Source organism: Cytobacillus sp. Hz8 (assembly GCF_042263505.1).
In the GTDB taxonomy this organism is placed as follows: domain Bacteria; phylum Bacillota; class Bacilli; order Bacillales; family Cytobacillaceae; genus Bacillus_BE.
In genome coordinates, this window is sequence record NZ_JBHKFI010000001.1 from 421,790 (window position 1) to 444,265 (window position 22,476).

A 22,476-nucleotide genomic window follows, 5' to 3' on the forward strand; every position below is an offset into this window, starting at 1 on the left:
AATATTGTTAATCGGAATAAACAGAAGATTTGATCCATATATTTTTTAAAGGATTTAGATCGTTATCTTGTGAATATTGGAAATAAATATTTTGCTAGCTCCTCATAACCTGAAAACGGGGTGATGTAGTTTGCGTATCATCGGCAAAAGTGAATTCCGAAAGGATGCAGCTGATAAAATTTCTGGGAGAGCCAAGTATACAGCAGATGAGCAGGGTTGCATGCTACATGCTCAAATGCTAATTAGTCCCTATGGTCATGCGCGAATAAAATCAATCAATTTGACCTTTGCCAAAAAAGTACATGGAGTTCGGGCAATTATTACTGGACAAGAATCAATACCACTAACAGGGGAAGAAATAAGAGACCGTCCTCCCATAGCGACGGAAAAAGTACGCTACCATGGCGAAGTGGTGGCATTGGTGGTCGCTGATCAACCATATTTAGCAAGGAGAGCCGCTGATTTAATACAAGTTGAATATGAACCTCTACCTGTAGTTAATTCCCCAACGGAAGCAATAAGAAGTGATGCTCCTCTCATTCATGAGAATCTCGCAAGTTATCAAAAAATTGAAGGTGTCTTTCCAGAGCCAAATACAAACATTGCCAATCGGACAAAAATAAGAAAAGGAGATATAGAGAAAGGGTGGGCTGAAAGTGAAGTTGTTGTAGAAGCCAAGTTTTCTTTTAATCCGTCCAGTCATGCCGCCATGGAAACAAGAGCAGCAATCGCTGAAATCAAGCCTGATGGCATGGTTCATATTACGACATCTTCACAAGCTCCTTTTATGGTGAAAAAGTTAATGAGCCAATACTTTAATATTGATTCGGGAAAAATAGTGGCTCATACCCCATTTGTTGGTGGGGGATATGGGGGAAAGGCATCCGTTCAATGGGAGATTCTTGCATATCTAGCTTCAAAAGCAGTCGGGGGAAGGCCGGTCAAGCTCGTTTATTCTCGAGAAGAGGATATTCTTACGGCACCATGTCATATCGGTTTGGACGCAACTATTAAACTGGGTTGCACAAAAGACGGGATATTGAAGGCAACAGAAATACTATATTTATTTGACGGTGGAGCTTATTCTGATAAAGCAACAGATGTAAATCGGGCTGGAGCAGTTGATTGTACAGGACCATATAATATTGAACATATTTGGTGCGATTCATTATGTGTGTATACGAATCATCCGTATGCCTCGCCATATAGAGGGTTTGGGCATTCGGAGGTTTTATTTGTGTTTGAACGGACAATGGATATGCTTGCGCAAAAACTAAGGATGGATCCGCTAGAATTCAGAGAGAAAAACGCCATTCAGCCAGGAGATACAACTCCTACCCAGACTCTTCTCAATAAAAGCAATGTGGGAAATGTAAAAGAATGCATTCGGATTCTTAGAAGAGCTATGAATTGGGAAGGAGGGCAAATTAGGGAAGTCGATGATCGACGCATCATTGTAAAAGGAGTCAGTTGTTTTTGGAAAACCTCAACCATTGATTCTGATGCGAGTTCTGGTGTAATTCTTACCTTTAATCCAGATGGAACCGTTAATTTGATGTCTGGAGTGATTGAAATCGGAACGGGTACGAAAACGGTACTTGCTCAGATCTTGGCTGAGCGGATGAAAATGAAAATGAAGGATATCCATGTTCGAATGAAGGTCGATACCCAAACTACACCAGACCATTGGAAAACGGTTGCAAGCAGAGGAACGTTTATGGCAGGGAGAGCGGTACTTGCAGCAGCTGATGATGCGATTCGTCAATTGAAGCAAATTGCATCGATTGTATTGCGTTGTACTCCTGATGATTTAGATATTGGGGATGGGAGAGTTTTTTTAATTGATGAACCATATACAGGGATTCCCATAAAAGATATTGCCTACGGATATAAATACTCAAATGGAAATGCTATCGGTGGTCAAATTATCGGGAGAGGCCATTATATTCTGAGACATATTACGAATATGAATCCTGAAACAGGAGAGGGAAAACCAGGTCCTGAATGGTCAGTCGGTGCCCAAGGATTGGAAATTGAATTTGATAAAAGGAATTTTACCTACAAGGTGCTTAGAGCGATTACGGTAGCGGACATTGGCACAGTTTTAAATGAAAAGATGGCAAGAGGCCAAGTAATGGGTGCCATGAGTATGGGGCTAGCATTTGCTGGTAGAGAAACATTTCAATTTGATCAATACGGGAGAAATTTGAACTCTCAGCTCAGAACCTACCGTCCGCTTCATTATGGAGAAAACCCTGAATATGTCGTTCACTTTGTTGAGACGCCACAGCTTGATGCTCCTTATGGTGCACGTGGGGCAGGAGAGCATGGATTGATGGGGATTCCTGCTGCCTTAGCTAATGGATTATCTCTTGCTACTGGAGTTGAATTAAATCAATTGCCACTTATTCCTGAACTTATTTGGAAGAGAACAGAGGAGGAGCAGCAGTGATTCCTTTCGATTTTAATTATTATTGTCCAACAACGTTTAGTGAAGCGGTGGAATTATATCTCATTCTTGATAAGCAACAAAAAAATCCAGTTTATTATTCTGGAGGGACAGAAATTATTACTTTAGGAAGGCTAAACCTTCTTCAGACAGGCGCTGTCGTTGATATTAAATATATTCCTGAAAGCACAGAGATGTATGAACAAGATGGGAGAATTGTTCTTGGGTCTGGGCTAACCTTATCAGAAGTAGCGGATGCAAATATCTTCCCGTTACTAACTAAGACATCTAGTGAAGTCGCTGATCGAACAACAAGAAATAAAATAACATTAGGTGGGAATATTTGTGGAAATATCTACTATCGAGAGGCTGTTTTACCTTATTTATTAACGGATAGTCAGGCAATAATAGCTGGGCCGAATGGATTGAAACAAGTTCCGTTCCATCAAATTTTTAAGCAAACTCTTCGATTAGAAAAAGGAGAATTTCTAATTCAACTTGTTACCCCGATAATTGATTCTCAATTACCATTTATTAGTATAAAAAGAAGACGTCAATGGGATACCGGTTATCCGCTTGTTACAATGGCTGCAATTAAAAAAGAGGAAGAAATGAGAGTAGCATTTAGCGGCTTATCCCCCTTTCCATATCGAGCATATAGAATTGAAAAGGAACTAAATCAAGAACAATATCCGATGGAAACGAGAATAGAGAATGCTATTCAGTTTTTAGAACAGCCAATCCTTAATGATGAACAAGGATCTCGTGAATATCGCATTTTTGTAGTTCGAAACTTGCTTCAAGATATGATGCTTACATGGAAAGGAGAGGGCAATGGATAATCAAAAAGCTTCATTTATGAACGGTGAGTTCGATATTAATGGGGAAAAAATTCATCTTACGTTTCGTCCATCTGATATTTTGCTAGATATTCTTAGAAACAAAGTGGGATTAACTGGTGCCAAACCGGGATGTCTTAACGGAGATTGTGGAGCATGTACGATCGAAGCTGATGGCATCCCATTGAAATCATGTTTGATTTTGGCTATTGAGGCAATAAACAAAAAGATTATTACGATTGAAGGTTTAGGGGGGACCCCTATTCAGCATGCTTTTGTAGAGAAATTTGCATTCCAATGTGGGTATTGTACACCGGGCTTTATCGTGAATTGTCAAACTTTAATTCAGAATCATCCCAATGCTTCAGATGAAATGATTAAAGAATGGCTTGAGTCCAATATTTGCCGCTGTACGAGTTATCAGGAAATCGAAGAGGCTGTTAAATCAGTATTAAAGAAAAAATAAAAGAACGAATCGATAGAATCGTGGATATCTTTAAAATTAAAAGAGAAGAAGCTTCATATTTAGTTTTTTATAAATACCTTGGCCTTACCGATAAAATTTTATAAATGCTATGGAGCAATCAATCTGAGCCAAGAGGAATTTGTGAAAAGGAAGGAGACCATCCTTGTAGAAAAGCGATGCTTGGATGGCTTTTTTTGTGGGTGGAGAACCTGAATAACTAGTTCTTTTGTATTTTTTTCACAAAAAGTCTTTTATTTTCTGAAAATTTAATTTAAAATAAAAAGCAGAAAACATACCAACTGGTCGGTAGGCGGTAGGGGTGATTTCCAGTAAGATAATGAAAATAATAAACTAATAAAATAATGTAATCGTAGAAAAGGAAAAGAGGGGAAATGGGAGATGGGAAAGCGATTTGCAGGAAGAGCAGCGGTAATTACAGGAGGCAGCAGAGGAATTGGAAAAGGGATTGCTCAATTGTTGACACATGAAGGGGCAAACGTAGCTTTATTTGATGTGAATGAAGAAGCTTTGAATAATACGGCACAGGAACTAAGGGAACAGGACGTAAATGTACTAGAAAGAGTTGTGAATGTCGTTGATCCGGAACAAGTTGAAACCGCTATCAAGGAGGTTTTTGAAGTCTTCGGATCGGTTGACATACTAGTTAATAACGCAGGTGTGATTCGGGATAATCTTTTATTTAAAATGACGGATTCAGATTGGCAAACGGTTATGGATGTTCATTTAAAAGGATCATTTAATTGTGCAAGAGCTGCACAGAAATATATGGTTGCAAAGAAATATGGCCGGATCATTAATATTTCTTCAACATCTGCATTAGGAAATCGGGGGCAAGCAAATTATGCTGCAGCAAAGGCGGGACTTCAGGGATTTACCAAAACTCTGGCAATCGAGCTTGGTAAATATGGAATCACAGCCAATGCTGTTGCTCCTGGTTTCATCGAAACTGAGATGACGAGAGAAACGGCTGATCGGATGGGATATCCTTTTGAGGATTTTATTAAAGCTAATGAAGCTTTGATTCCAGTCGGACGAACAGGAAAACCTAAGGATATTGCCAATGCCGTTGCTTTTTTTGCAGATGAAAATTCCTCGTTTGTAAATGGTCAGGTCATTTATGTGGCTGGCGGACCAAAAGCGTAAAACTAGACGAATGAAGTCGAACAGGCATTTGATTATAAAAAGATTGGAAGTTTCCAAATAAGGATGAGGTGAATGGAAATTGTACTATGATCAAATTGGAAAAAAATCAAACAAGGTAAAAAATACGGTTGAAAGAGGGGCAGTAAAGAAGTTTGCTGAGGCCATCAGGGATCTACATCCAATTTATTTTGATGAGGTAGTTGGGGAAAAATCTAGGTATGGCAGAAATATCGCCCCTCCAACCTATCCACGAGTATTCGATTATGGTGTAGTTGAAGGTTTGAATCTTCCCAAAAAAGGATTAATTCATGGAGAACAAGAATTTCATTATAACCGCCCCCTTTTTGTAGGGGAAGATGTTTATTGCTATACAGTAATAAAAGATTATACCGAAAAGGTTGGAAAACAAGGAAGCATGGGCATTTTAGTGACAGATGCAATTGGAGAAGATTTAGAAGGGAAAATGATTTTCTCATCTAAATCAACGATTATCATCAATGAAGCCGTAAGAAAGGGGATGACAATTTGAGCACGATAACAGAATTAATGATTGGTGAGTCCCTTCCTGTAATTCATCTGAATCCTGTATCTAGAATTGACTTAATCAAATACGCAGGTGCATCTGGTGATTTTAATCCGATTCATACCATTGATGAGGAGGCAAAAAAAGCAGGCTTACCTGGAATCATTGCTCATGGAATGTGGACAATGGGTAATTTAGGAAAGCTCTTTACTTCTTATTATGAGGCAGGTTATATCGAGGATTATTCTATTCGCTTTAAGGGGATGGTATTATTAAATGATGAAATCTCCTTAAAGGCAACATTAGAAGATAAAAATGATAATCAATTACATTTTGCAGTGAGTGCTGTTAATCAAAACGGAAATGAAGTCATTAAAGGAAAAGTAGTTTATCATCTCTTTACAGTCTAGAGAAATAATTGAATAATAAAATCAAATCAAAACCCAGTGACATAGATGCTGTTTCGTTACTGGGTTATTCCTCTTACATAAGGATGTGGGAAAATATGATGAAGATTGGTATTGCAGGAACCGGTGCTGTTGGAGGCTACTTCGGTGGATTATTAGCTCTTGCAGGAAATTCAATCGTTTTTCTTACGAGAGGGAAAAACTATGAATTTATGAAAAAACATGGGTTAGTGATTGAAACAAATCAAGAAATGAAAAAGGTTCAAGGGAATTTTACAAATCATATAGATGAATTTGCAGATGTTGACCTCGTTGTCTTTGCCGTGAAATCAAATGATACAAAAGAGATGGCAACCAAACTCAAACCTTATTTAAAAGAAGATGCAAGGATTCTAACACTTCAAAATGGAGTTGATAATGAAGAATGCTTAGCTGACATTTTAGGACGAGAAAGAATTCTTTCAGCTGCTGCATACATACAAGCTCAAATGAAGAATACAGGTATTATTATGCAAATTGGGAATCCTCCCTTTTTTTTAATTGGTTCATATGACAATCAGAAAAATAAGGATTTTTTAGATAGATTAAGTGATATTTGTAATGAGGCTGAGATTCATGTTCATCTTTCTAATCATATTATGGAGGCTAAATGGAAGAAACTTATCTGGAATGTAACATTTAATCCACTCTCAGCACTTATAGAAGATAGCATTGCATCTATATTGGATGACGAGGGATTATTGGCTGCTGCGAAAAGAATATGTAAGGAATCGATCCAGGTGGCAAGACTTGCAGGAGTAGATATCGATGATTCCTATATTGAAAGCATAATCTCCCAAGGCCAGTTGGCACGAGACCATCAAACATCCATGTTACAGGATAGATTAAAGGGGAAACCGATGGAGCTTGAATCCATAGGCGGGTTTATTCTCCACAAGGGTAAAGAGCTGGGAATTGAAACACCAACCATTGATACGATTTATCATTTATTAAAGTATTCAGAAAAGGAGAAGATTTCACATATTCATGGGAGTCATTATGTCAAATAGCTGCTGTTATGAAGACCAAGAAGAATGAAAAAGAGGTGAAAAGATGATAATCGATAATCTTCCTTTTCTTTACTTTGAAACGCAGGAAAATGGCGAAATCATCCAAGTCAACCAACTATTAAGAAAGAGCTTTTCAAAAGAAATCATCCATCAGCATATGGAAGAGATTTTTGATGAATGGCTTGTTCGTGGCGACGGGAAAATTATTCAATCAAAAATTGGTACAAATAGCTGCGTTTTTTTTCGAATTTCTTTGGAAAAGAATCGCGTTCTTTATTTGGGCGTATTTTCCAATGAATTTGAGCAGATATTTACAGAAATGAGTGAATTGAAGCGTGTAAACCGGCAGTTGGATGCCATTATTGAAAATTCATATGATGGGATTTATATTACAGATCGTAATGGTCTGACCATCAAAACCAATTCTGCTATTGAGAGGATCACGAATATTCCAAAAGAATATTATTTGAATAAAAAGACAGAGGATTTAGTGAAAAGAGGAATTTTGGAAAATTCTGTAACTCATAAAGTCATCGAGAAAAGAAGAACGGTTTCATTAGTTCAATTAAATTATTGTGGCAGGGAAACACTTTTAACAGGAAATCCTGTCTTTAATGAAGATGGTGAAATTGAAAGTGTGGTAACCAATATTCGTGATTTATCAGAATTAAATGAATTGCAAACAGCTTTACGAAAGGCTAATGAGCTCAATAAAAGCTATCAAAAGGAGATTAATCGATTAAAAGGACATCCTATTCATTCAGATGAACAAACGATTGTTCAATCGCAATCGATGAAATTAATCTATGAAGCAGCTGCAAGAATTGTGGATACAGATGCAACGGTTCTCATTCTTGGAGAGACCGGAGTTGGGAAGGATGTATTAGCCAATTACATCTATAGTCGAAGTGAACGGAGCCAAAATGGAAAATTTATTAAAGTGAATTGTAGTGCGATTCCACCAGATTTACTAGAATCTGAGTTATTTGGTTATGAAGCCGGGGCTTTTACCGGTGCAAATACGAAAGGAAAACCCGGAATGTTTGAGATGGCAGATAAAGGAGTTCTATTTTTGGATGAGATTGGGGAACTTCCACTAAACCTTCAGGTTAAGCTATTACGGGTTATTCAGGAGAAGGAAATTATGCGGATTGGGGGAACGACTACTAAGAAAGTAGATGTGCGTTTAATTGCTGCCACTAACCGAAATTTAAAAAAAATGGTTGAAGAAGGCTCATTTAGGGAGGATCTCTTCTATCGATTAAATGTTGTTCCCATATCTATTCCTCTATTAAGAGAAAGAAAGGAAGATATATTGCCCCTTGCCAATCAGTATCTTGGAAAAATAAATCGCAAATATGGAACAATGAAGCGATTTAACTCAGAACTGAAAACCTTCCTTTATTATTATTCTTGGTCGGGCAATATTCGAGAACTGGCTAATTTAGTAGAACGGATTATTTTATTAAATAAGGAAGATTTATTAGGAGTCGAGCATTTGCCAGCTGAATATCGGAATGCTCCGGTAGAAGATTTACCAGCAGTTGAAAAAATAATGACCTTGAAGGATGCAACAGAATTAACCGAAGAGCGTTTACTAACTTTGGCAGCAAAAAAATATAAGACGACATATGAAATGGCAGATGCCTTGAAAACTAGTCAACCAACGATCGTTAGGAAATTAAAGAAATACCGAATCAAGTTAACAAATGAAATTAGAGTATAGTGACGTAGTGAAGAAATTGATTCAATTAATTCATTATTGAATCAAATGAACTTAAATTTGATTGAAAACCATCTTGAGAAGGATGGTTTTTTGTATTTTACAGATAATTCAATTATGAATCACTTTATTAGTCTAAAACTGAATATAATTCATCATTGAATTAAATTTTGGGTTTTAAGTGTATTTTTTGATTGAAACAGCTTTAATTCAAACTTGGCATGAAAATTGCAAATTAAAATGTAAAGCAATTTTTAGAGGATAAGGCTTATTTGACAAATTTGTCTTAAACAAAATAAAGAAAGTTGGAGGTGAAATTTTGCAAAAAGTATCAAAACGACCTTGGCATCAATGGTATCAAAAGAATGAAATACTGAAGTTACCAGAAGTGTCTCTTTACTCCTTTCTTGAAAAGACGGTTGAGCTTTATCCTACTCGCACAGCGATTATTTTTGAGGATGAAGTGCTAACCTATCACGAATTGAAAGAAAAAGTTGATCGCTTAGCAGGAAGATGGAAATGTATGAACTTTCAAAAGGGTGAGAGAATTGGGTTGATGATGGTGAACCATCCGTTTTATATCATTTGTTATTATGCTGCTCAAGCCCTAGGAATGACTGTTGTTCAAATTAATCCATTATATACACAAAGAGAATTACTTCAAATATTAACAGATTCGACTGCTCATTATCTTGTTTATGATGAAAGTGCAGAAAAAAATGTGAAAGAAGCTGAAGTCATTTATCCTTTAAAGGCAAGTATGAGTATTCATGGGGATGACTTTAGTATTTCTACCATGCTTCAATCAGGGCAAGCTATTGACGCATATGAGCTCATTGAACCCCGCGAAGATATTGCTGTGATTCAGTATACGGGTGGCACAACAGGGAAAATGAAGGGGGCCGTGTTAACTCATTACAATTTAACATCAAATGTCATTCAAAGTTACAGCATGTATGGAAAGTTACTTGTTCTCGGTCAAGAAATCATCTTAGCGGCAACACCGCTTTATCATGTCTACGCAATGACGAGTGCAATGAATCTTGGAATTTATATAGGGGCAACAATTTTACTAGTTAAGAAGTTTGAAGTAGCTGATGTATTAGAAAAAATAAAATTATTTCGACCTACCTTTTTTCCGGGTGTACCGAAAATGTATCATGCACTCCTTCATTATCCTGGGATTGAAAACCATGATTTAACTTGCTTTAAAATGTGTTCTTCTGGTTCAGCCCCTTTACCTGTTGAAGTTTTAAAGCGATTTGAAGAATTAACAGGTATTGCGATTAGTGAAGGATTTGGATTATCTGAAGCTTCTCCCAGTACTCATAGAAATCCGCCTTATGGAAAGCAGAAGGTTGGAAGCATAGGAATTCCGATGCCTGGCACAGATTGTATGGTTGTGGATGAAAGCAATCGGCCTTTAAAGGAGAAATTTGTTGGTGAGCTTTTAATAAAGGGGCCACAAATCATGAAGGGATATTGGAATAATCCAACAGAAACGGAACGGGCACTTAAAAATGGATGGCTCTATACAGGGGATCTCGCCATTATGGATGAAGAAGGTTATTTCTATATTGTTGGCAGGAAAAAAGAAATGATCATTGTCAATGGATTTAACATCTATCCGCAGGAGGTAGAAGGGATTCTATATGAGCACCCGGATGTTAAAGAAGTAGCGGTCGTCGGAATTCCAGATGAAATATCAGGAGAAATGGTCAAAGCATATGTTGTCCCTAAGGAACATGTTCAGATTGATTTAGATGAAATCAAGGGCTATTGCTATTCCAAGCTTACTCCTTATAAGGTACCTAAAATATTTGAAGTAAGAAATGAACTTCCAAGGAATACAGTTGGAAAGTTATTAAAAAGAACGCTAATTAAAGAAGAATTGAGGAAGCAAGAAGCTTCTATAGCTAAATGGAAAATGATTGATGAAGGAGAGCAATCAAAATGAATTTTGAATTGAGTGAGGAAATTCTCATCCTCAAGCAGAATGTTCGGGATTTTGTCCAAAATGAAGTGGAACGAGAAGCGATGCAAATCGAAGAAGAGGATAAAATACCGGAACGGATTATTGAAATGTCAAAAAAAATGGGGTTGTTTGGGCTTAGTATTCCGGAGAAATACGGTGGTCTTGGAATTGGAATGGTTGGGAAATGCGCGCTCTATGAAGAAATTGGCGCCACTCATAATGGCTACACCACCCTTATCGGGGCACACACTGGTATTGGAACAGTGGGTATAGTAGAAATGGGTAATGAGGAACAAAAGAAAAAATATTTACCGGATATGGCGAGTGGCCAAAAAATAGGTGCATTTGCCTTAACGGAGCCTGAAGCTGGATCAAATGCGACTAATTTGAAAACAACAGCAATAAAAAAAGGGGATAAATATATTTTAAATGGAACAAAGCATTATATTACAAATGCAACGGATGCAGATATTTTCACTGTAATGGCAGTCACAGATGCAACAAGGGGAGCAAAGGGAATCAGTTCATTCATTGTCGAAAAAGACTTCCCAGGATTTCATATTGGAGCAGTCGAGAAAAAAATGGGTTTACGCGGTTCTCATTCGGCTGAGGTCATTTTTGAAGATTGTGAAGTTCCAATTGAAAATCTATTAGGTGAAGAAGGAAAAGGCTATGTCAATGCTTTGACCATCTTAGCAAATGGGCGAGCTGGTCTTGCTGCAAGAAATTTAGGTTCCTGTCAAAAATTATTGGAGCTTTCAATAAGCTATGCGAAAGAAAGAATTCAGTTCAATGTGCCAATCATTCAGCATCAAGCTGTTGGTCATATGCTTGCTGAAATGGCTCTTGAAATTGAAGCGTTAAGATCATTTACTTATCGTGTTGCGTGGATGGTGGATCAGGGACAAAAGCTTATTAAAGAGGCAGCAATGCTTAAGCTATATGGCTCAGAGGTATATAACAGAGTTGCAGATAAGGCTGTACAAATTCATGGGGGTCTTGGATATATTGCTGATTATCCAATTGAACGCTTCTTTCGTGATGCTCGAATAACACGCATTTATGAAGGAACATCTGAAATTCAGAAAAATATTATTATCGGGCAATTAAATAAGGAATACACCTAATGAAGGAGGGATGTAAAGGATGAGTGAAAGAATTGTCATTGCAGAAGGAATTCGGACGCCCATTGGTCGGTATGGAGGAACCTTAAAAGAAATGAATTCTGGTATGTTGGCAACCCATGTAATTAAAAATGTTCTGCAGAAGAGTTCACTTTCTGCTGAGAAAATAAATGAAGTAATCCTGGGCGAGGTTCGTCAATCAACAGATTCCTCTAATGTCGCTCGTGTAGCAGCGATTCGTGCAGGAATTCCTGTCCAAGTTCCGGCTTTTACTGTTAATCGATTATGTGCTTCCTCCATGCAGGCAATCGCATCAGGAATTCAGCAAATTTGGACGAATCAATCTGAAATCGTCATTGCCGGAGGAACGGAAAGCATGAGCTGCTCCCCAATTTATTTGAGAGATGCCCGCTTCGGGGGAGATAGGCCATATTTAGTGGACTCTAATATAGAAGCAGGACAACAGCCAAAGGAAATCTATGGCAATGATATGGGGATGGGGATCACAGCAGAAAATGTTGCTGAAAAGTATCAGATATCAAGAGAAGATCAAGATGTTTTCGCATTAGAAAGTCAACAGAAAGCAGCTAGAGCTATTAAAGAAGGAAGATTTGAAACGGAAATTGCTCCAATTGAAGTGAGCGAAAGAAAAATCACCTTTCTATTTTCACAAGATGAACATCCACGTCCGAGTACAACTATAGAAAAATTACAGCAATTAAGACCTGCATTTAAAACGAGAGGCACGGTGACAGCTGGAAACGCATGTGGAAGAAATGATGGTGCTGCTGCCGTACTTTTAATGACAGAAAAGAAAGCGAAGGAAGAAGAAATGAATCCATATGCTGCCATCGTTGATTGGACAGCTGTAGGCGTTCCACCAGAATTAATGGGAATTGGACCGATTCCAGCCATTCAGACATTACTTAAACGGGTCAATATGACGATTGACGATATCGATTTATTTGAAATAAATGAAGCCTTCGCCTCGCAAGCTCTTGCTGTACAGAGAGAGTTGAAAATAGACCCATCCAAATTAAATGTTAATGGCGGTGCGATTGCTCTTGGTCATCCGGTTGGCGCGACGGGTGCGAGAATCGTGATTACGCTCATGCATGAATTGGCCAGGAGAGGATCAAAATATGGCATTGCTTCACTCTGTGTTGGAGGCGGGCAAGGGATGGCCATTTTGATTGAAAACCTGCGTGGTCGTTCTGATTGATAAAGGAATGGGGAAAATTATGGCCGTAATTCATTGCGTTAGAGCAAAATGAAAATAGCAAAAATAAAAATTCATAAAATCATTGGGCATCCAATTCTTTAAAAGGCGCTCCACTTCTTCTTGCAAGTTAGGTAAGTGACTGCATCACGGGACAAATAATTGCTGTAGATGGCGGAAGCTCCCTATAAAATCGGTGTACAGAAATTTAATAGATATCTGTTTTGATTCATAGATAAATCATTAATTCAAAAATTAATCTTCATTAATAATGGTATCGCTTACATTTGATTCAATTTCAAATTATTGACTGTGCTAATAGCATTAAAAAACCAATTAATGCAAGTCTCTGAGTTGGCATGATAATTGCATAATTGACTATAGGGCGAGAAAAATTTTGGGCTGTAACAGCGTAGGACATGAATTTTTAATTTCATCACTAGCGAGATATTAAACAGAAAGTTACAAGCAACTGGGAAAATAGAATTTTAAACAAGCGAGCTATTAAACAATTATACTATGAATTGGAGTGAATGACATGCACTTAAGATTGACTGATGAACAAAGAATGGTCCAGCAAACCATTAGAAAATTTGTCGAAAATGAACTAATTCCTCTTGAGAATGAGGTTCTTCGAAATGAAAGAGCCGGGAGACCTGGATTATCTGCTGAAAAAATGGAAGAACTTCAATTAAAGGCAAAAGAATTTGGGTTCTGGGGAATTAACACACCAGAGAAATACGGTGGAGCAGATTTAGGACAAACGATGATGGCTCTAGTTTTTATGGAGATTTCTAAAACTTTTGTGCCATTTAAGTTTGGAGGATCGGCTGATAATATCCTTTATTATGCGAACGGAGAGCAAAAGAAAAAGTACTTAATTCCGACTATTAATGGTGAGAAAAAATCTTGTTTTGCCATGACTGAGCCAGGTGCGGGGTCTGATACGCGAAATATTAAGATGTCCGCAGTTAAAGATGGAAATGAGTGGGTTCTAAACGGAGAAAAAACGTTTATTACAGGTGGAAATGAAGCCGATTTTGTTATGGTTATTGCCATTACCGATAAAGAATTACATCAAAAAACAGGTCGAGAAGGCGTGACATGTTTTATTGTTGATCGCGACATGGGCTGGAAATCTGAATACATCGATACAATGGGAGAGTGGGGTCCTGCATCTTTAGTATTTGATAATGTCCGTGTTCCAGAGGAAAATATTCTTGGCGAAATCCATGGAGGCTATAAACTGGGTCTTGAGTGGATCGGATTTGCGAGATGGGTTGTTGGAGCCCGGGCAGTGGGAATGGCTGAACGTTTGTTGCAGATGGCGATCGATTATTCGAAGGAACGTGTTACTTTTGGTCGCCCAATTGCTGACAGACAGGCCATACAATGGCAAATTGCTGATTCAGCAGTCGAAATAGAAGCAGCAAAATGGCTTGTATTAAATGCTGCATGGACATTGGATCAAGGTGAAGATAATCGTCATTTAGCTTCTATGGCAAAACTTTATGGAGCAAATATGGGGAATCGTGTCGTTGATCGTGTTCTGCAAATTCATGGAGGTATGGGTTATACAAGAGAGTTGCCAATTGAACGTTGGTACCGTGAAGCAAGATTATGGAGAATATATGACGGTACAGATGAGATTCAACGGATGATTATTTCAAGAAATTTACTTAAAGGTCATGTAAAGGTAGGCCAATTTATTTAACATACTGACCATTCAGTTAAAAATATGAGGAGGAAGAAATAATGACGGGGAGATTTACTGGAAGAACGGCTTTAGTAACGGGTGGGAGCAGAGGTATAGGAAAGAGTATTGTAGAACGATTTGCTGAGGAAGGGGCTAATGTTGCTTTAATTGATGTAAATGAAGAAGCAATAAGAGCTATTGAAGCAGAATTAAAGAATAAGGGTTATTCTGTTTTTGCAAAGGTAGCTAGTGTGACAGAGCTTGCTCAAGTTGAACAGGCGATGGAAGAAATTGTTCAAAAATTTGGGAGCGTCGACATTCTTGTTAATAATGCAGGTGTCATTCGTGACAATATGCTCTTTAAAATGACAGATAGCGACTGGGAAACCGTTATGGATGTTCATTTAAAAGGATCGTTTATTGCAACAAGGTCTGCTCAAAAATATATGGTTAAAAATCAATATGGAAGAATCATTAATATCTCTTCAACTTCTGCATTAGGAAATAGGGGGCAAGCCAATTATGCAACAGCAAAGGCAGGGTTACAAGGATTTACAAAGACGCTTGCCATTGAGTTAGGCAAGTATGGTATTACTGCAAATGCAGTGGCTCCAGGATTTATTGAAACCGATATGACAAAAGCAACAGCAGAAAGAATCGGAATTTCCTTTGAGGATTTGGTTAAGGCCAATATTAATAAAATCCCTGTTGCGAGAAGTGGAAAACCTGAGGATATTGCGAATGCCGTTGCTTTCTTTGCAGATGAACAATCATCTTTTGTTAGCGGTCAGGTTCTTTATGTTGCGGGAGGCCCTAGATGCTAAGCTGAGTTTTTTTTAATAGTAATTGAAATGAAGAATAAGAAGGAGGAGGATAAACTGTGAAGAGAGACGCTGTTATTGTATCAGCCGTTCGCACAGCAATCGGTAAACAAGGTGGAGTTCTTGCTTCCATTCCAGCACATATTTATGGTGCTGAGGTGATAAAGGAAGCAATAAAAAGAGCAAATATAACTCCTGATTTAGTTGAAGACGTGATTATGGGCAATGTCTTAAGTGGGGGAGGAAACATTGCGAGATTAACAGCTCTTGCAACAGGGCTTTCAATCGATTTACCCGGTTTAACTGTGGACCGACAATGCGGATCGGGAATTAATGCTATTAATCTCGCGGCACAGGCTATTCGTTCAGGAGATGGCGATGTTTTTATTGCAGGAGGGACTGAAAGTATGAGTCGCGCCCCATATTTAATGGATCGCGCTGAAAAGCCCTATAGTCCGATGGTACCGAAATTTAGGAAATCACAGCTTTCGCCTAAGGAAATTGGTGATCCGCCAATGGGGATTACAGCAGAAAATTTAGCGAAAAATTACGAAATCTCTAGGGTTGAACAAGATGAATTTGCTGCAAAAAGTCAACAAAGAATGGAGAGAGCAATCAAAGAAGGGCGCTTTAAAGAACAAATTATTCCTATCACGATACCTGTTCGAAAAGGGAAACCCATTGTATTTTCAGAGGATGAACACCCGCGTCTAGGAACTACTAAGGAATTATTGGCAAAACTGCCACCCGCATTTTTAGAGGGAGGAACTGTTACGGCAGGAAACAGTTCCGGTCTAAATGATGCAGCATCAGCTCTTGTCGTTATGTCAAGAGAAAAAGCAGAAGAATTAGGATTAAAGCCTTTGGCTGTAATCCGAGAGCATGCAGTTGCTGGAGTCGATCCAAATATAATGGGAATTGGTCCAGTTCCAGCAACAAAAAAGGTTTTAAAGAAGTCAGGTTTATCCTTGGATGATTTCGATCTGATTGAGATTAATGAGGCTTTTGCTGCACAGGTCATTGCTTGCGACCGAGAACTTTCTTTGAATCCTGATAAAGTGAATGTGAATGGGGGAGCGATTTCTCATGGTCATCCTCTTGGTGCGACTGGCGCAATTCTTTTCACTAAGGCAATTTATGAATTGCAAAGAACAGGCGGAAAGTTTGCACTTATCACTGCTTGCATCGGTGGAGGACAAGGAATTGCCACCATCATTGAAAGAGAGGATTAATCATCCACTATAAATATTAAGAAAAGGGAATTACTTGCTAATTGGTAACTCAGAAAATCTATCTCCTTATGTGGTGATAGATTTTCTGAAGGGAGATATTGATTTGATAGGAGGAGTGTAATGGAAATTTTATTTCAACAGTTATTTAATGGTTTAACCATTGGAAGCGTTTACAGTTTGGTTGCCTTGGGGTTGACCCTCGTTTACGGAATTCTGCATATTCCTAATTTCGCCCATGGTGCCTTATACATGCTGGGTGGTTATATTACTTTAACCATGATGACAACATTTGGATTGCACTATTGGCTAGCAATTTTTGTTTCAATTATTGCCGTAGGAATCATTGGTGTATTAATGGAAAGAGTTGTATTCCACCCGTTACGAAATGCACCACCTATCCAAGATAATATTGCCGCAATTGGAATCCTTTTATTTTTAGAAGCCCTCGCTCAATTTGTTTGGGGAGCAGATTATCAATCTATGCCAACTCCATATGGTCAGGTTGTTTCATTATTTGGTCTAACCCTAACTGTTCAAAGAATCCTCATTGTTGCATCAGCCATTGTCGTCATGATTTTACTCTATTTATTCTTGAAAAAAACCTATACTGGCTCCACGATTATTGCCATGTCACAAAATCGGGAAGGGGCAAATTTAGTTGGAATCAATACGAATAAAGTAGCAATGTTGACCTTCCTTATTTCCGGATCCTTAGCAGCTATTGCTTCTTCACTTGCTGCACCTATTAATTTAGTTTTTCCGGGCATGGGGCAGCTCGTCATTTTAAAAGCATTTGTCATCATTATTCTCGGGGGAATGGGGAGTATTCCTGGTGCCATTCTTGGTGGCTATATTCTTGGGTTTAGCGAGAGCTTAGGTGCAACCTATCTTTCTAATGATTATAAGGATATTATTGCCTTTGTTCTCCTTGTGATCATCCTCACTGTAAAACCAACAGGATTATTTGCTAAGGGGGGACAATAATGTCAATTGTTTTTAATCGAAGAACAATTATCACTGTGCTGATTCTTTTTACGATTGCCTTTCCGCTCTTAACAAACAATGAATATTTTATCCATATTATGACGTTATCATTTATTTGGATGATTGCTGTATATGGATTAAATCTTTTAGCAGGTTATACGGGCTATTTATCGCTTGCACATGCTGGTTTCTTTGCTGTTGGAGCTTATTCATTGGGGATTTTGACAGTTAAAGCACAGCTTTCGTATTGGACAGCATTTCTTTTAGCTCTAGTTATTACTAGTTTATTGGGATTATTAATCGGTGTCATTGCTCTTAGGACGAAGGAACATTTCTTTGCCATTTATACGTTGTGTGTGGGATATATTCTCTATTTATTAATTGATAAATGGGATGCCTTAACTGAAGGTGTTCGAGGATTAATAGGGATTCCAGCCCCAGCTGATGTCGGACCTTTGTCCTTTCAAACACCAATATCTCAATATTATCTTGTCCTATTTTTCTTATTGTTGACGATTTTGATAATGTTTCGAATTGTCCACTCTTTAACGGGAAGAACGTATATCGCTATTCGTAACAGCGAAGATTTAGCTCTCACCATTGGAATTTCAACCATGAAAAATAAATTAGCTTCTTTTGTTTTATCTTGTCTTTTTGCAGGTCTTTCAGGAGCACTATACGCCTCATTTATCCGTTTTATTGGACCAGACATTGGTAGTATGAATATTACTTTTGATTTATTAACTTATTTGTTAGTTGGGGGAATAGGAACAATGTCAGGTCCGATTGTCGGGACATTAATCATTGTATGGGTGTCTCAGCAGCTTCAATTTCTTCAAGATTATCGCATGTTAATTTTTGGCCCCGCGCTAACATTTGTTGTTATTTTTTATCCAAGGGGACTTGTAGGTGGGGTTATCAACTGGAGCATGAAGCTTAAAGAGAAAAGAGAGAAAAAAATCAAGCTCAATCAATCTTCTGCGAATGATGTCATATTTGATAGCCAAGCGGGTGCGAGTAAGCAGATAAAGGAGGGATAATATGTTCTTAGAAACAAATAATCTCACAAAAAAATTTGGGGGGAATACTGCGGTTCATGATGTTGATTTCTCGATTGAAAAAGGGAAAATCAATGCGATTATCGGTCCTAATGGAGCGGGAAAATCTACCTTTTTTAATTTGATTAGCGGATTTCATATCCCTACATCGGGTCAGGTTATTTTTAAAGGCAAGGATATTACTAATCTACCAGCTAATAAGGTGGCGGAACTCGGCATTGGCAGAACTTTTCAGACGACGAATTTATTTGAGCAAACCACTGTGTTAGATAATGTTATGATTGGACACCGACTGCGAACAAAGTCCACCCTGATTGATGCGATATTGCGCACGAAACGCTTAAAGGTAGAAGAGAAGCAATGTAGGGAAAAGGCGCTTGAGGTATTGGAATTCGTTGGCTTGTCAGCAGTTGCCCACAAATTGGTAGCTGGTATTTCTCAAGAGGAGAAAAAACGGGTTGCATTTGCTTTGGCGCTTGCGACAGATCCTGAAATTGTCTTTCTTGATGAGCCCGCTGCCGGGGTGAATCCGGATGAGACAGAGGGACTAGCCCAATTGATGCAAAAAATGGTTGGAAAAGGGATTACGGTTTGTTTAATCGAGCACAAAATGCAAATGATTATGAAAATAGCTGAAAAAATTATGGTCCTAAACTATGGCGAGAAGATTGCTGAAGGAGCACCTGATGAGATTATTAACAATGATACCGTGATTAAGGCTTATCTGGGGGGAAAGACAATTGCTTAAAGTTCAAAATATCTCTGTGAAATATGGTAGCTACACGGCGATTCATGATGTAAATATTGACGTTTCTAGAGGAGAAATAGTGGTTTTATTAGGATCAAATGGTGCTGGAAAGAGCACAACCTTTCGCAGCATTAGTGGACTAAATAAACCTTGCAATGGAGATATTTTATTTGATGGGGAGTTAATCCATAAATGGTCTCCAGATCGAATTGTACGTTCAGGTATTGTTCAATGTGCTGAAGGGAGAAAATTATTTTCAGCTATGTCTGTCTATGAAAATTTGAAAATGGGTGGGTATGTTCATCGAAGCAAAAAGGCGGAAATCAAAAAATCTTTAGAGCATGTATTTACTTTATTTCCAATTTTAAAAGAAAAACGGAACGATGCGGCAGGATCCTTGAGCGGCGGGCAACAACAAATGCTTGCGATTGGCAGAGCTTTGATGTCACAGCCAAAATTAATGATGTTGGATGAGCCATCTGTTGGATTGGCCCCATTAATTGTTGAACAAATGTTTGAAGTGATTCAACAAATTAATCAAGAGGGGACAACGATTTTACTAGCAGAGCAAAATGCGAATGCTGCTTTGAAAATTGCAGATAAAGGATATGTTTTTGAAAATGGCTCGATTGTTATGCAGGGAACATCTGAAGAGCTATTTGCAGATGATGGTGTTCGAAAAGCCTATATTGGAGCTTAAGAAAAATGTCTAAAAGGGGGTGGTAGAGGTTTATCCTAGGTAATTGAGTCTGAATTTTCAATAAATAAATACAAGGGGGAGAAGGGATGAAAAAAAGGAAATGGCTTTTTTTAGTCAGTGTGATTTTTACACTTATTTATGCTTTAGCTGCTTGTAATGGATCAGAAAAAAACGGGGGGACAGAAAAGGGTTCCGGATCCTCAACTGGAAATGGAGAAGCTACTGTTAATATTGGTTATACAGGACCATTAAGTGGACCTGCAGCTTTTTATGGGGAAAGAACCTTAAATGGTCTAAAGTTGGCAGCAGATGAAATTAATGCAAGTGGGGGATTTGAAGTAAGTGGGAAAAAGTATAAATTAAATATTGTATCCCTTGATGACAAGTATTTGCCAAATGAGGCAGGTTCTAATGCTAAAAGACTAGTTCAAGAAAATAAAACCCCAATTATTTTTACACCGCATAGTGGTGGGGCATTTGCTCTACAGGTTTTTAACCAACAGCAACCCAAATTCCTTATTGGTGCCTATACAAGTGAACCAAAGATCACTGAAGTTGGAAACAAATATACGATTCGAATTCCACCACGATACGATGGATATCTGGAGCCATTTACGAAATATGCAATGGAACGTTTTGGAAAGAAAATTGCGTTCCTACCTACTTCGTCTCAATATGGGAAGGATTGGGCTGATAAGCTTAAACCACATTGGGAAAAGCAAGGTGGCAAAATTGTTCATAATGCATCAATTGATTTTGCCAAAGAAACTGACTTCTTCTCTTTAATTACGAATGCTCTTAAAAACAAACCGGATGTGTTATTTATCGGTGGAGCTTCAGAACCAACAGCAAAAGTTGTTAAACAAGCGAGAGAGCTGGGCTTCAAAGGGGGATTCGTCATTATGGACCAAGCCAAATTGGATGAAATGAAGGCAATAACTGGCTCTTATGATGTGTTAGAGGGGTCAGTGGGGGTCTTACCACTTGTTAATTCATCAGGACCAGCTGTTCAGCAGTTCGTCAAGAATTACAAGGAAAAATATAATGAAACACCAGGTTCGGAAGCTGGCCTTAATTATATTGGCTTAAATATTTTTGTTGAGGCAATGAAAGCGGCTGGGTCTGTTGATGATGTAGAAAAAATCCGTGCTAATATGCAAAAGGGATTAGATAATTTGCCAGAAGACAAAAAAGTATATGTGATTCCGAAAATTGATGAAAACGGTGGATTTGAATCAGAGCTTGAAGTCGCCTCAGTCGAAAATGGAAAAATTGTCTCAATAAAAGTGAAATAGCCTTTAAGGTTGATTGGTGCCAAGCGCTTATCAACCTTTTTTAGTGTGCAGTCTTTGGGGTTTTAATAACAGATGATATAATGGAAAAATGTAATCCATATTATTAAATTATTAGGAGGCAACATGCTAACTTTTGAGAAAAAACTTGCCATTATTGAATCATTTCCTGAATTAAAAAGAAAAGATGTGTCACTTAAACGCGTGAATTTTCAATATGAAGAAAGTGCTAGTGATAAAAAGAATGTAGTTTACCATCTTCATCCAAATGGAAATGGATTTGTCTATGCCGAGCATTTAAACGGCTATGATAAAGATCCAAAAGGGATGGTGAATATTCGGGACTTTTCAGAGCCTGAGTTGAAAGAGATACTCGAAAAATCGATTGAATCTTTAGCCCCTAAATCAGTTGAAGAACTTGCAATTGTTGGAGAAATGGATGAAGAGCGTTGGATTAATGCAGATGGCCATACTCTAGTGTTAATTAATGAAGATGATATGTGGAACGTATATGCCGGCTTAAATCTCGATGGAACCTTTCCATCATACAATGAAGCAAAGCAATATTTATTAGAGGAAGGCTTTAATTTGGAAAGATAAAATAATTTAGTTGGATTTTCCATGGGTGATTTCTTGCCTATTGTGACTATTTCTGTTATTCTAAGGTAGAATTATTTTTGTTCAGAATGTAAGTACGGGAAGACAAGATATTGCTTTCGCCTGGATCTCATAAGAGCAAGAATAGTAATACAATGTGTGGTTTCACACAAGGAGGCAACAAACATGGAAAATGGTAAAGTAAAATGGTTTAACGCAGAAAAAGGTTTCGGATTCATCGAGCGCGAAGGTGGAGAAGATGTATTCGTTCATTTTTCAGCTATCCAAGGCGAAGGTTTCAAAACACTTGAAGAAGGTCAAGCAGTAACTTTTGACATCGAGCAAGGTGCTCGTGGACCTCAAGCAGCTAACGTTCAAAAAGCATAATAATGAAATCTTATATAAAAAGC

The 22,476-nt window shown here is 38.1% G+C and carries 21 protein-coding genes; all 21 read left to right on the plus strand.

Annotated features, from left to right (window positions below):
- Positions 1-130 precede the first annotated feature (130 nt).
- The 21 genes from ACE38V_RS02060 to ACE38V_RS02160 all read left to right on the plus strand — a co-directional run bounded on the left by ACE38V_RS02060 (position 131) and on the right by ACE38V_RS02160 (position 22,453).
- Positions 131-2,452 carry a xanthine dehydrogenase family protein molybdopterin-binding subunit gene (locus tag ACE38V_RS02060; protein WP_375839471.1) on the plus strand — a complete coding sequence of 774 codons (2,322 nt, stop codon included), beginning with the start codon at positions 131-133 and terminating at the stop codon, positions 2,450-2,452.
- A complete protein-coding gene (locus ACE38V_RS02065) occupies positions 2,449-3,291 on the plus strand; it encodes an FAD binding domain-containing protein (protein WP_375839472.1) in 843 nt (280 codons plus the stop codon). The genes ACE38V_RS02060 and ACE38V_RS02065 overlap by 4 nt, the downstream gene beginning before the upstream one ends.
- A 16-nt stretch (positions 3,292-3,307) precedes the next feature.
- Positions 3,308-3,754, plus strand: a complete 447-nt coding sequence (locus tag ACE38V_RS02070) for a (2Fe-2S)-binding protein (protein WP_375839659.1) — start codon at positions 3,308-3,310, stop codon at positions 3,752-3,754.
- A 399-nt stretch (positions 3,755-4,153) separates the two neighbouring features.
- Positions 4,154-4,918, plus strand: a complete 765-nt coding sequence (fabG, locus tag ACE38V_RS02075; protein ID WP_375839473.1) for a 3-oxoacyl-ACP reductase FabG — start codon at positions 4,154-4,156, stop codon at positions 4,916-4,918.
- Positions 4,919-4,997: 79 nt separating this feature from the next.
- A complete protein-coding gene (locus ACE38V_RS02080; RefSeq protein ID WP_375839474.1) occupies positions 4,998-5,447 on the plus strand; it encodes a MaoC family dehydratase N-terminal domain-containing protein in 450 nt (149 codons plus the stop codon).
- Entirely contained in the window at positions 5,444-5,851 is a 408-nt protein-coding gene (locus tag ACE38V_RS02085) for a MaoC/PaaZ C-terminal domain-containing protein (RefSeq protein ID WP_375839475.1), read from the plus strand. The genes ACE38V_RS02080 and ACE38V_RS02085 overlap by 4 nt, the downstream gene beginning before the upstream one ends.
- Positions 5,852-5,946: 95 nt before the next feature.
- Complete coding sequence (locus ACE38V_RS02090; protein ID WP_375839476.1) at positions 5,947-6,897, plus strand: ketopantoate reductase family protein; 951 nt, start codon at positions 5,947-5,949, stop codon at positions 6,895-6,897.
- Between the two features lie 43 nt (positions 6,898-6,940).
- The gene (locus ACE38V_RS02095) at positions 6,941-8,623 is read left to right on the plus strand and encodes a sigma-54 interaction domain-containing protein (protein WP_375839477.1); all 1,683 of its coding nucleotides are present in this window, start codon (positions 6,941-6,943) and stop codon (positions 8,621-8,623) included.
- A 316-nt stretch (positions 8,624-8,939) separates the two neighbouring features.
- Positions 8,940-10,577 (plus strand): long-chain-fatty-acid--CoA ligase, encoded by a 1,638-nt coding sequence (locus tag ACE38V_RS02100; protein WP_375839478.1) that lies wholly within the window; start codon positions 8,940-8,942, stop codon positions 10,575-10,577.
- Positions 10,574-11,722, plus strand: a complete 1,149-nt coding sequence (locus ACE38V_RS02105; RefSeq protein ID WP_375839479.1) for an acyl-CoA dehydrogenase family protein — start codon at positions 10,574-10,576, stop codon at positions 11,720-11,722. Before ACE38V_RS02100 ends, ACE38V_RS02105 begins: the two co-directional genes overlap by 4 nt.
- A 19-nt stretch (positions 11,723-11,741) precedes the next feature.
- Positions 11,742-12,941, plus strand: a complete 1,200-nt coding sequence (locus tag ACE38V_RS02110) for a thiolase family protein (RefSeq protein ID WP_375839480.1) — start codon at positions 11,742-11,744, stop codon at positions 12,939-12,941.
- A 535-nt stretch (positions 12,942-13,476) separates the two neighbouring features.
- On the plus strand, positions 13,477-14,652 hold the full coding sequence (locus ACE38V_RS02115) for an acyl-CoA dehydrogenase family protein (protein ID WP_375839481.1): 1,176 nt from the start codon (positions 13,477-13,479) through the stop codon (positions 14,650-14,652).
- Between the two features lie 41 nt (positions 14,653-14,693).
- Complete coding sequence (gene fabG / locus ACE38V_RS02120) at positions 14,694-15,458, plus strand: 3-oxoacyl-ACP reductase FabG (RefSeq protein WP_375839482.1); 765 nt, start codon at positions 14,694-14,696, stop codon at positions 15,456-15,458.
- A 56-nt stretch (positions 15,459-15,514) separates the two neighbouring features.
- A complete protein-coding gene (locus ACE38V_RS02125) occupies positions 15,515-16,687 on the plus strand; it encodes a thiolase family protein (RefSeq protein ID WP_375839483.1) in 1,173 nt (390 codons plus the stop codon).
- A gap of 120 nt (positions 16,688-16,807) precedes the next feature.
- Positions 16,808-17,671 carry a branched-chain amino acid ABC transporter permease gene (locus ACE38V_RS02130; protein ID WP_375839484.1) on the plus strand — a complete coding sequence of 288 codons (864 nt, stop codon included), beginning with the start codon at positions 16,808-16,810 and terminating at the stop codon, positions 17,669-17,671.
- Positions 17,671-18,711 (plus strand): branched-chain amino acid ABC transporter permease, encoded by a 1,041-nt coding sequence (locus tag ACE38V_RS02135; protein WP_375839485.1) that lies wholly within the window; start codon positions 17,671-17,673, stop codon positions 18,709-18,711. The genes ACE38V_RS02130 and ACE38V_RS02135 overlap by 1 nt, the downstream gene beginning before the upstream one ends.
- Before the next feature lies 1 nt (position 18,712).
- On the plus strand, positions 18,713-19,477 hold the full coding sequence (locus ACE38V_RS02140; protein WP_375839486.1) for an ABC transporter ATP-binding protein: 765 nt from the start codon (positions 18,713-18,715) through the stop codon (positions 19,475-19,477).
- A complete protein-coding gene (locus ACE38V_RS02145; protein ID WP_375839487.1) occupies positions 19,470-20,177 on the plus strand; it encodes an ABC transporter ATP-binding protein in 708 nt (235 codons plus the stop codon). The genes ACE38V_RS02140 and ACE38V_RS02145 overlap by 8 nt, the downstream gene beginning before the upstream one ends.
- Positions 20,178-20,263: 86 nt before the next feature.
- The gene (locus ACE38V_RS02150) at positions 20,264-21,472 is read left to right on the plus strand and encodes an ABC transporter substrate-binding protein (protein WP_375839488.1); all 1,209 of its coding nucleotides are present in this window, start codon (positions 20,264-20,266) and stop codon (positions 21,470-21,472) included.
- A 123-nt stretch (positions 21,473-21,595) separates the two neighbouring features.
- On the plus strand, positions 21,596-22,069 hold the full coding sequence (locus ACE38V_RS02155) for a hypothetical protein (RefSeq protein ID WP_375839489.1): 474 nt from the start codon (positions 21,596-21,598) through the stop codon (positions 22,067-22,069).
- Positions 22,070-22,252: 183 nt separating this feature from the next.
- Positions 22,253-22,453 carry a cold-shock protein gene (locus tag ACE38V_RS02160; protein ID WP_075981185.1) on the plus strand — a complete coding sequence of 67 codons (201 nt, stop codon included), beginning with the start codon at positions 22,253-22,255 and terminating at the stop codon, positions 22,451-22,453.
- Positions 22,454-22,476 lie beyond the last annotated feature (23 nt).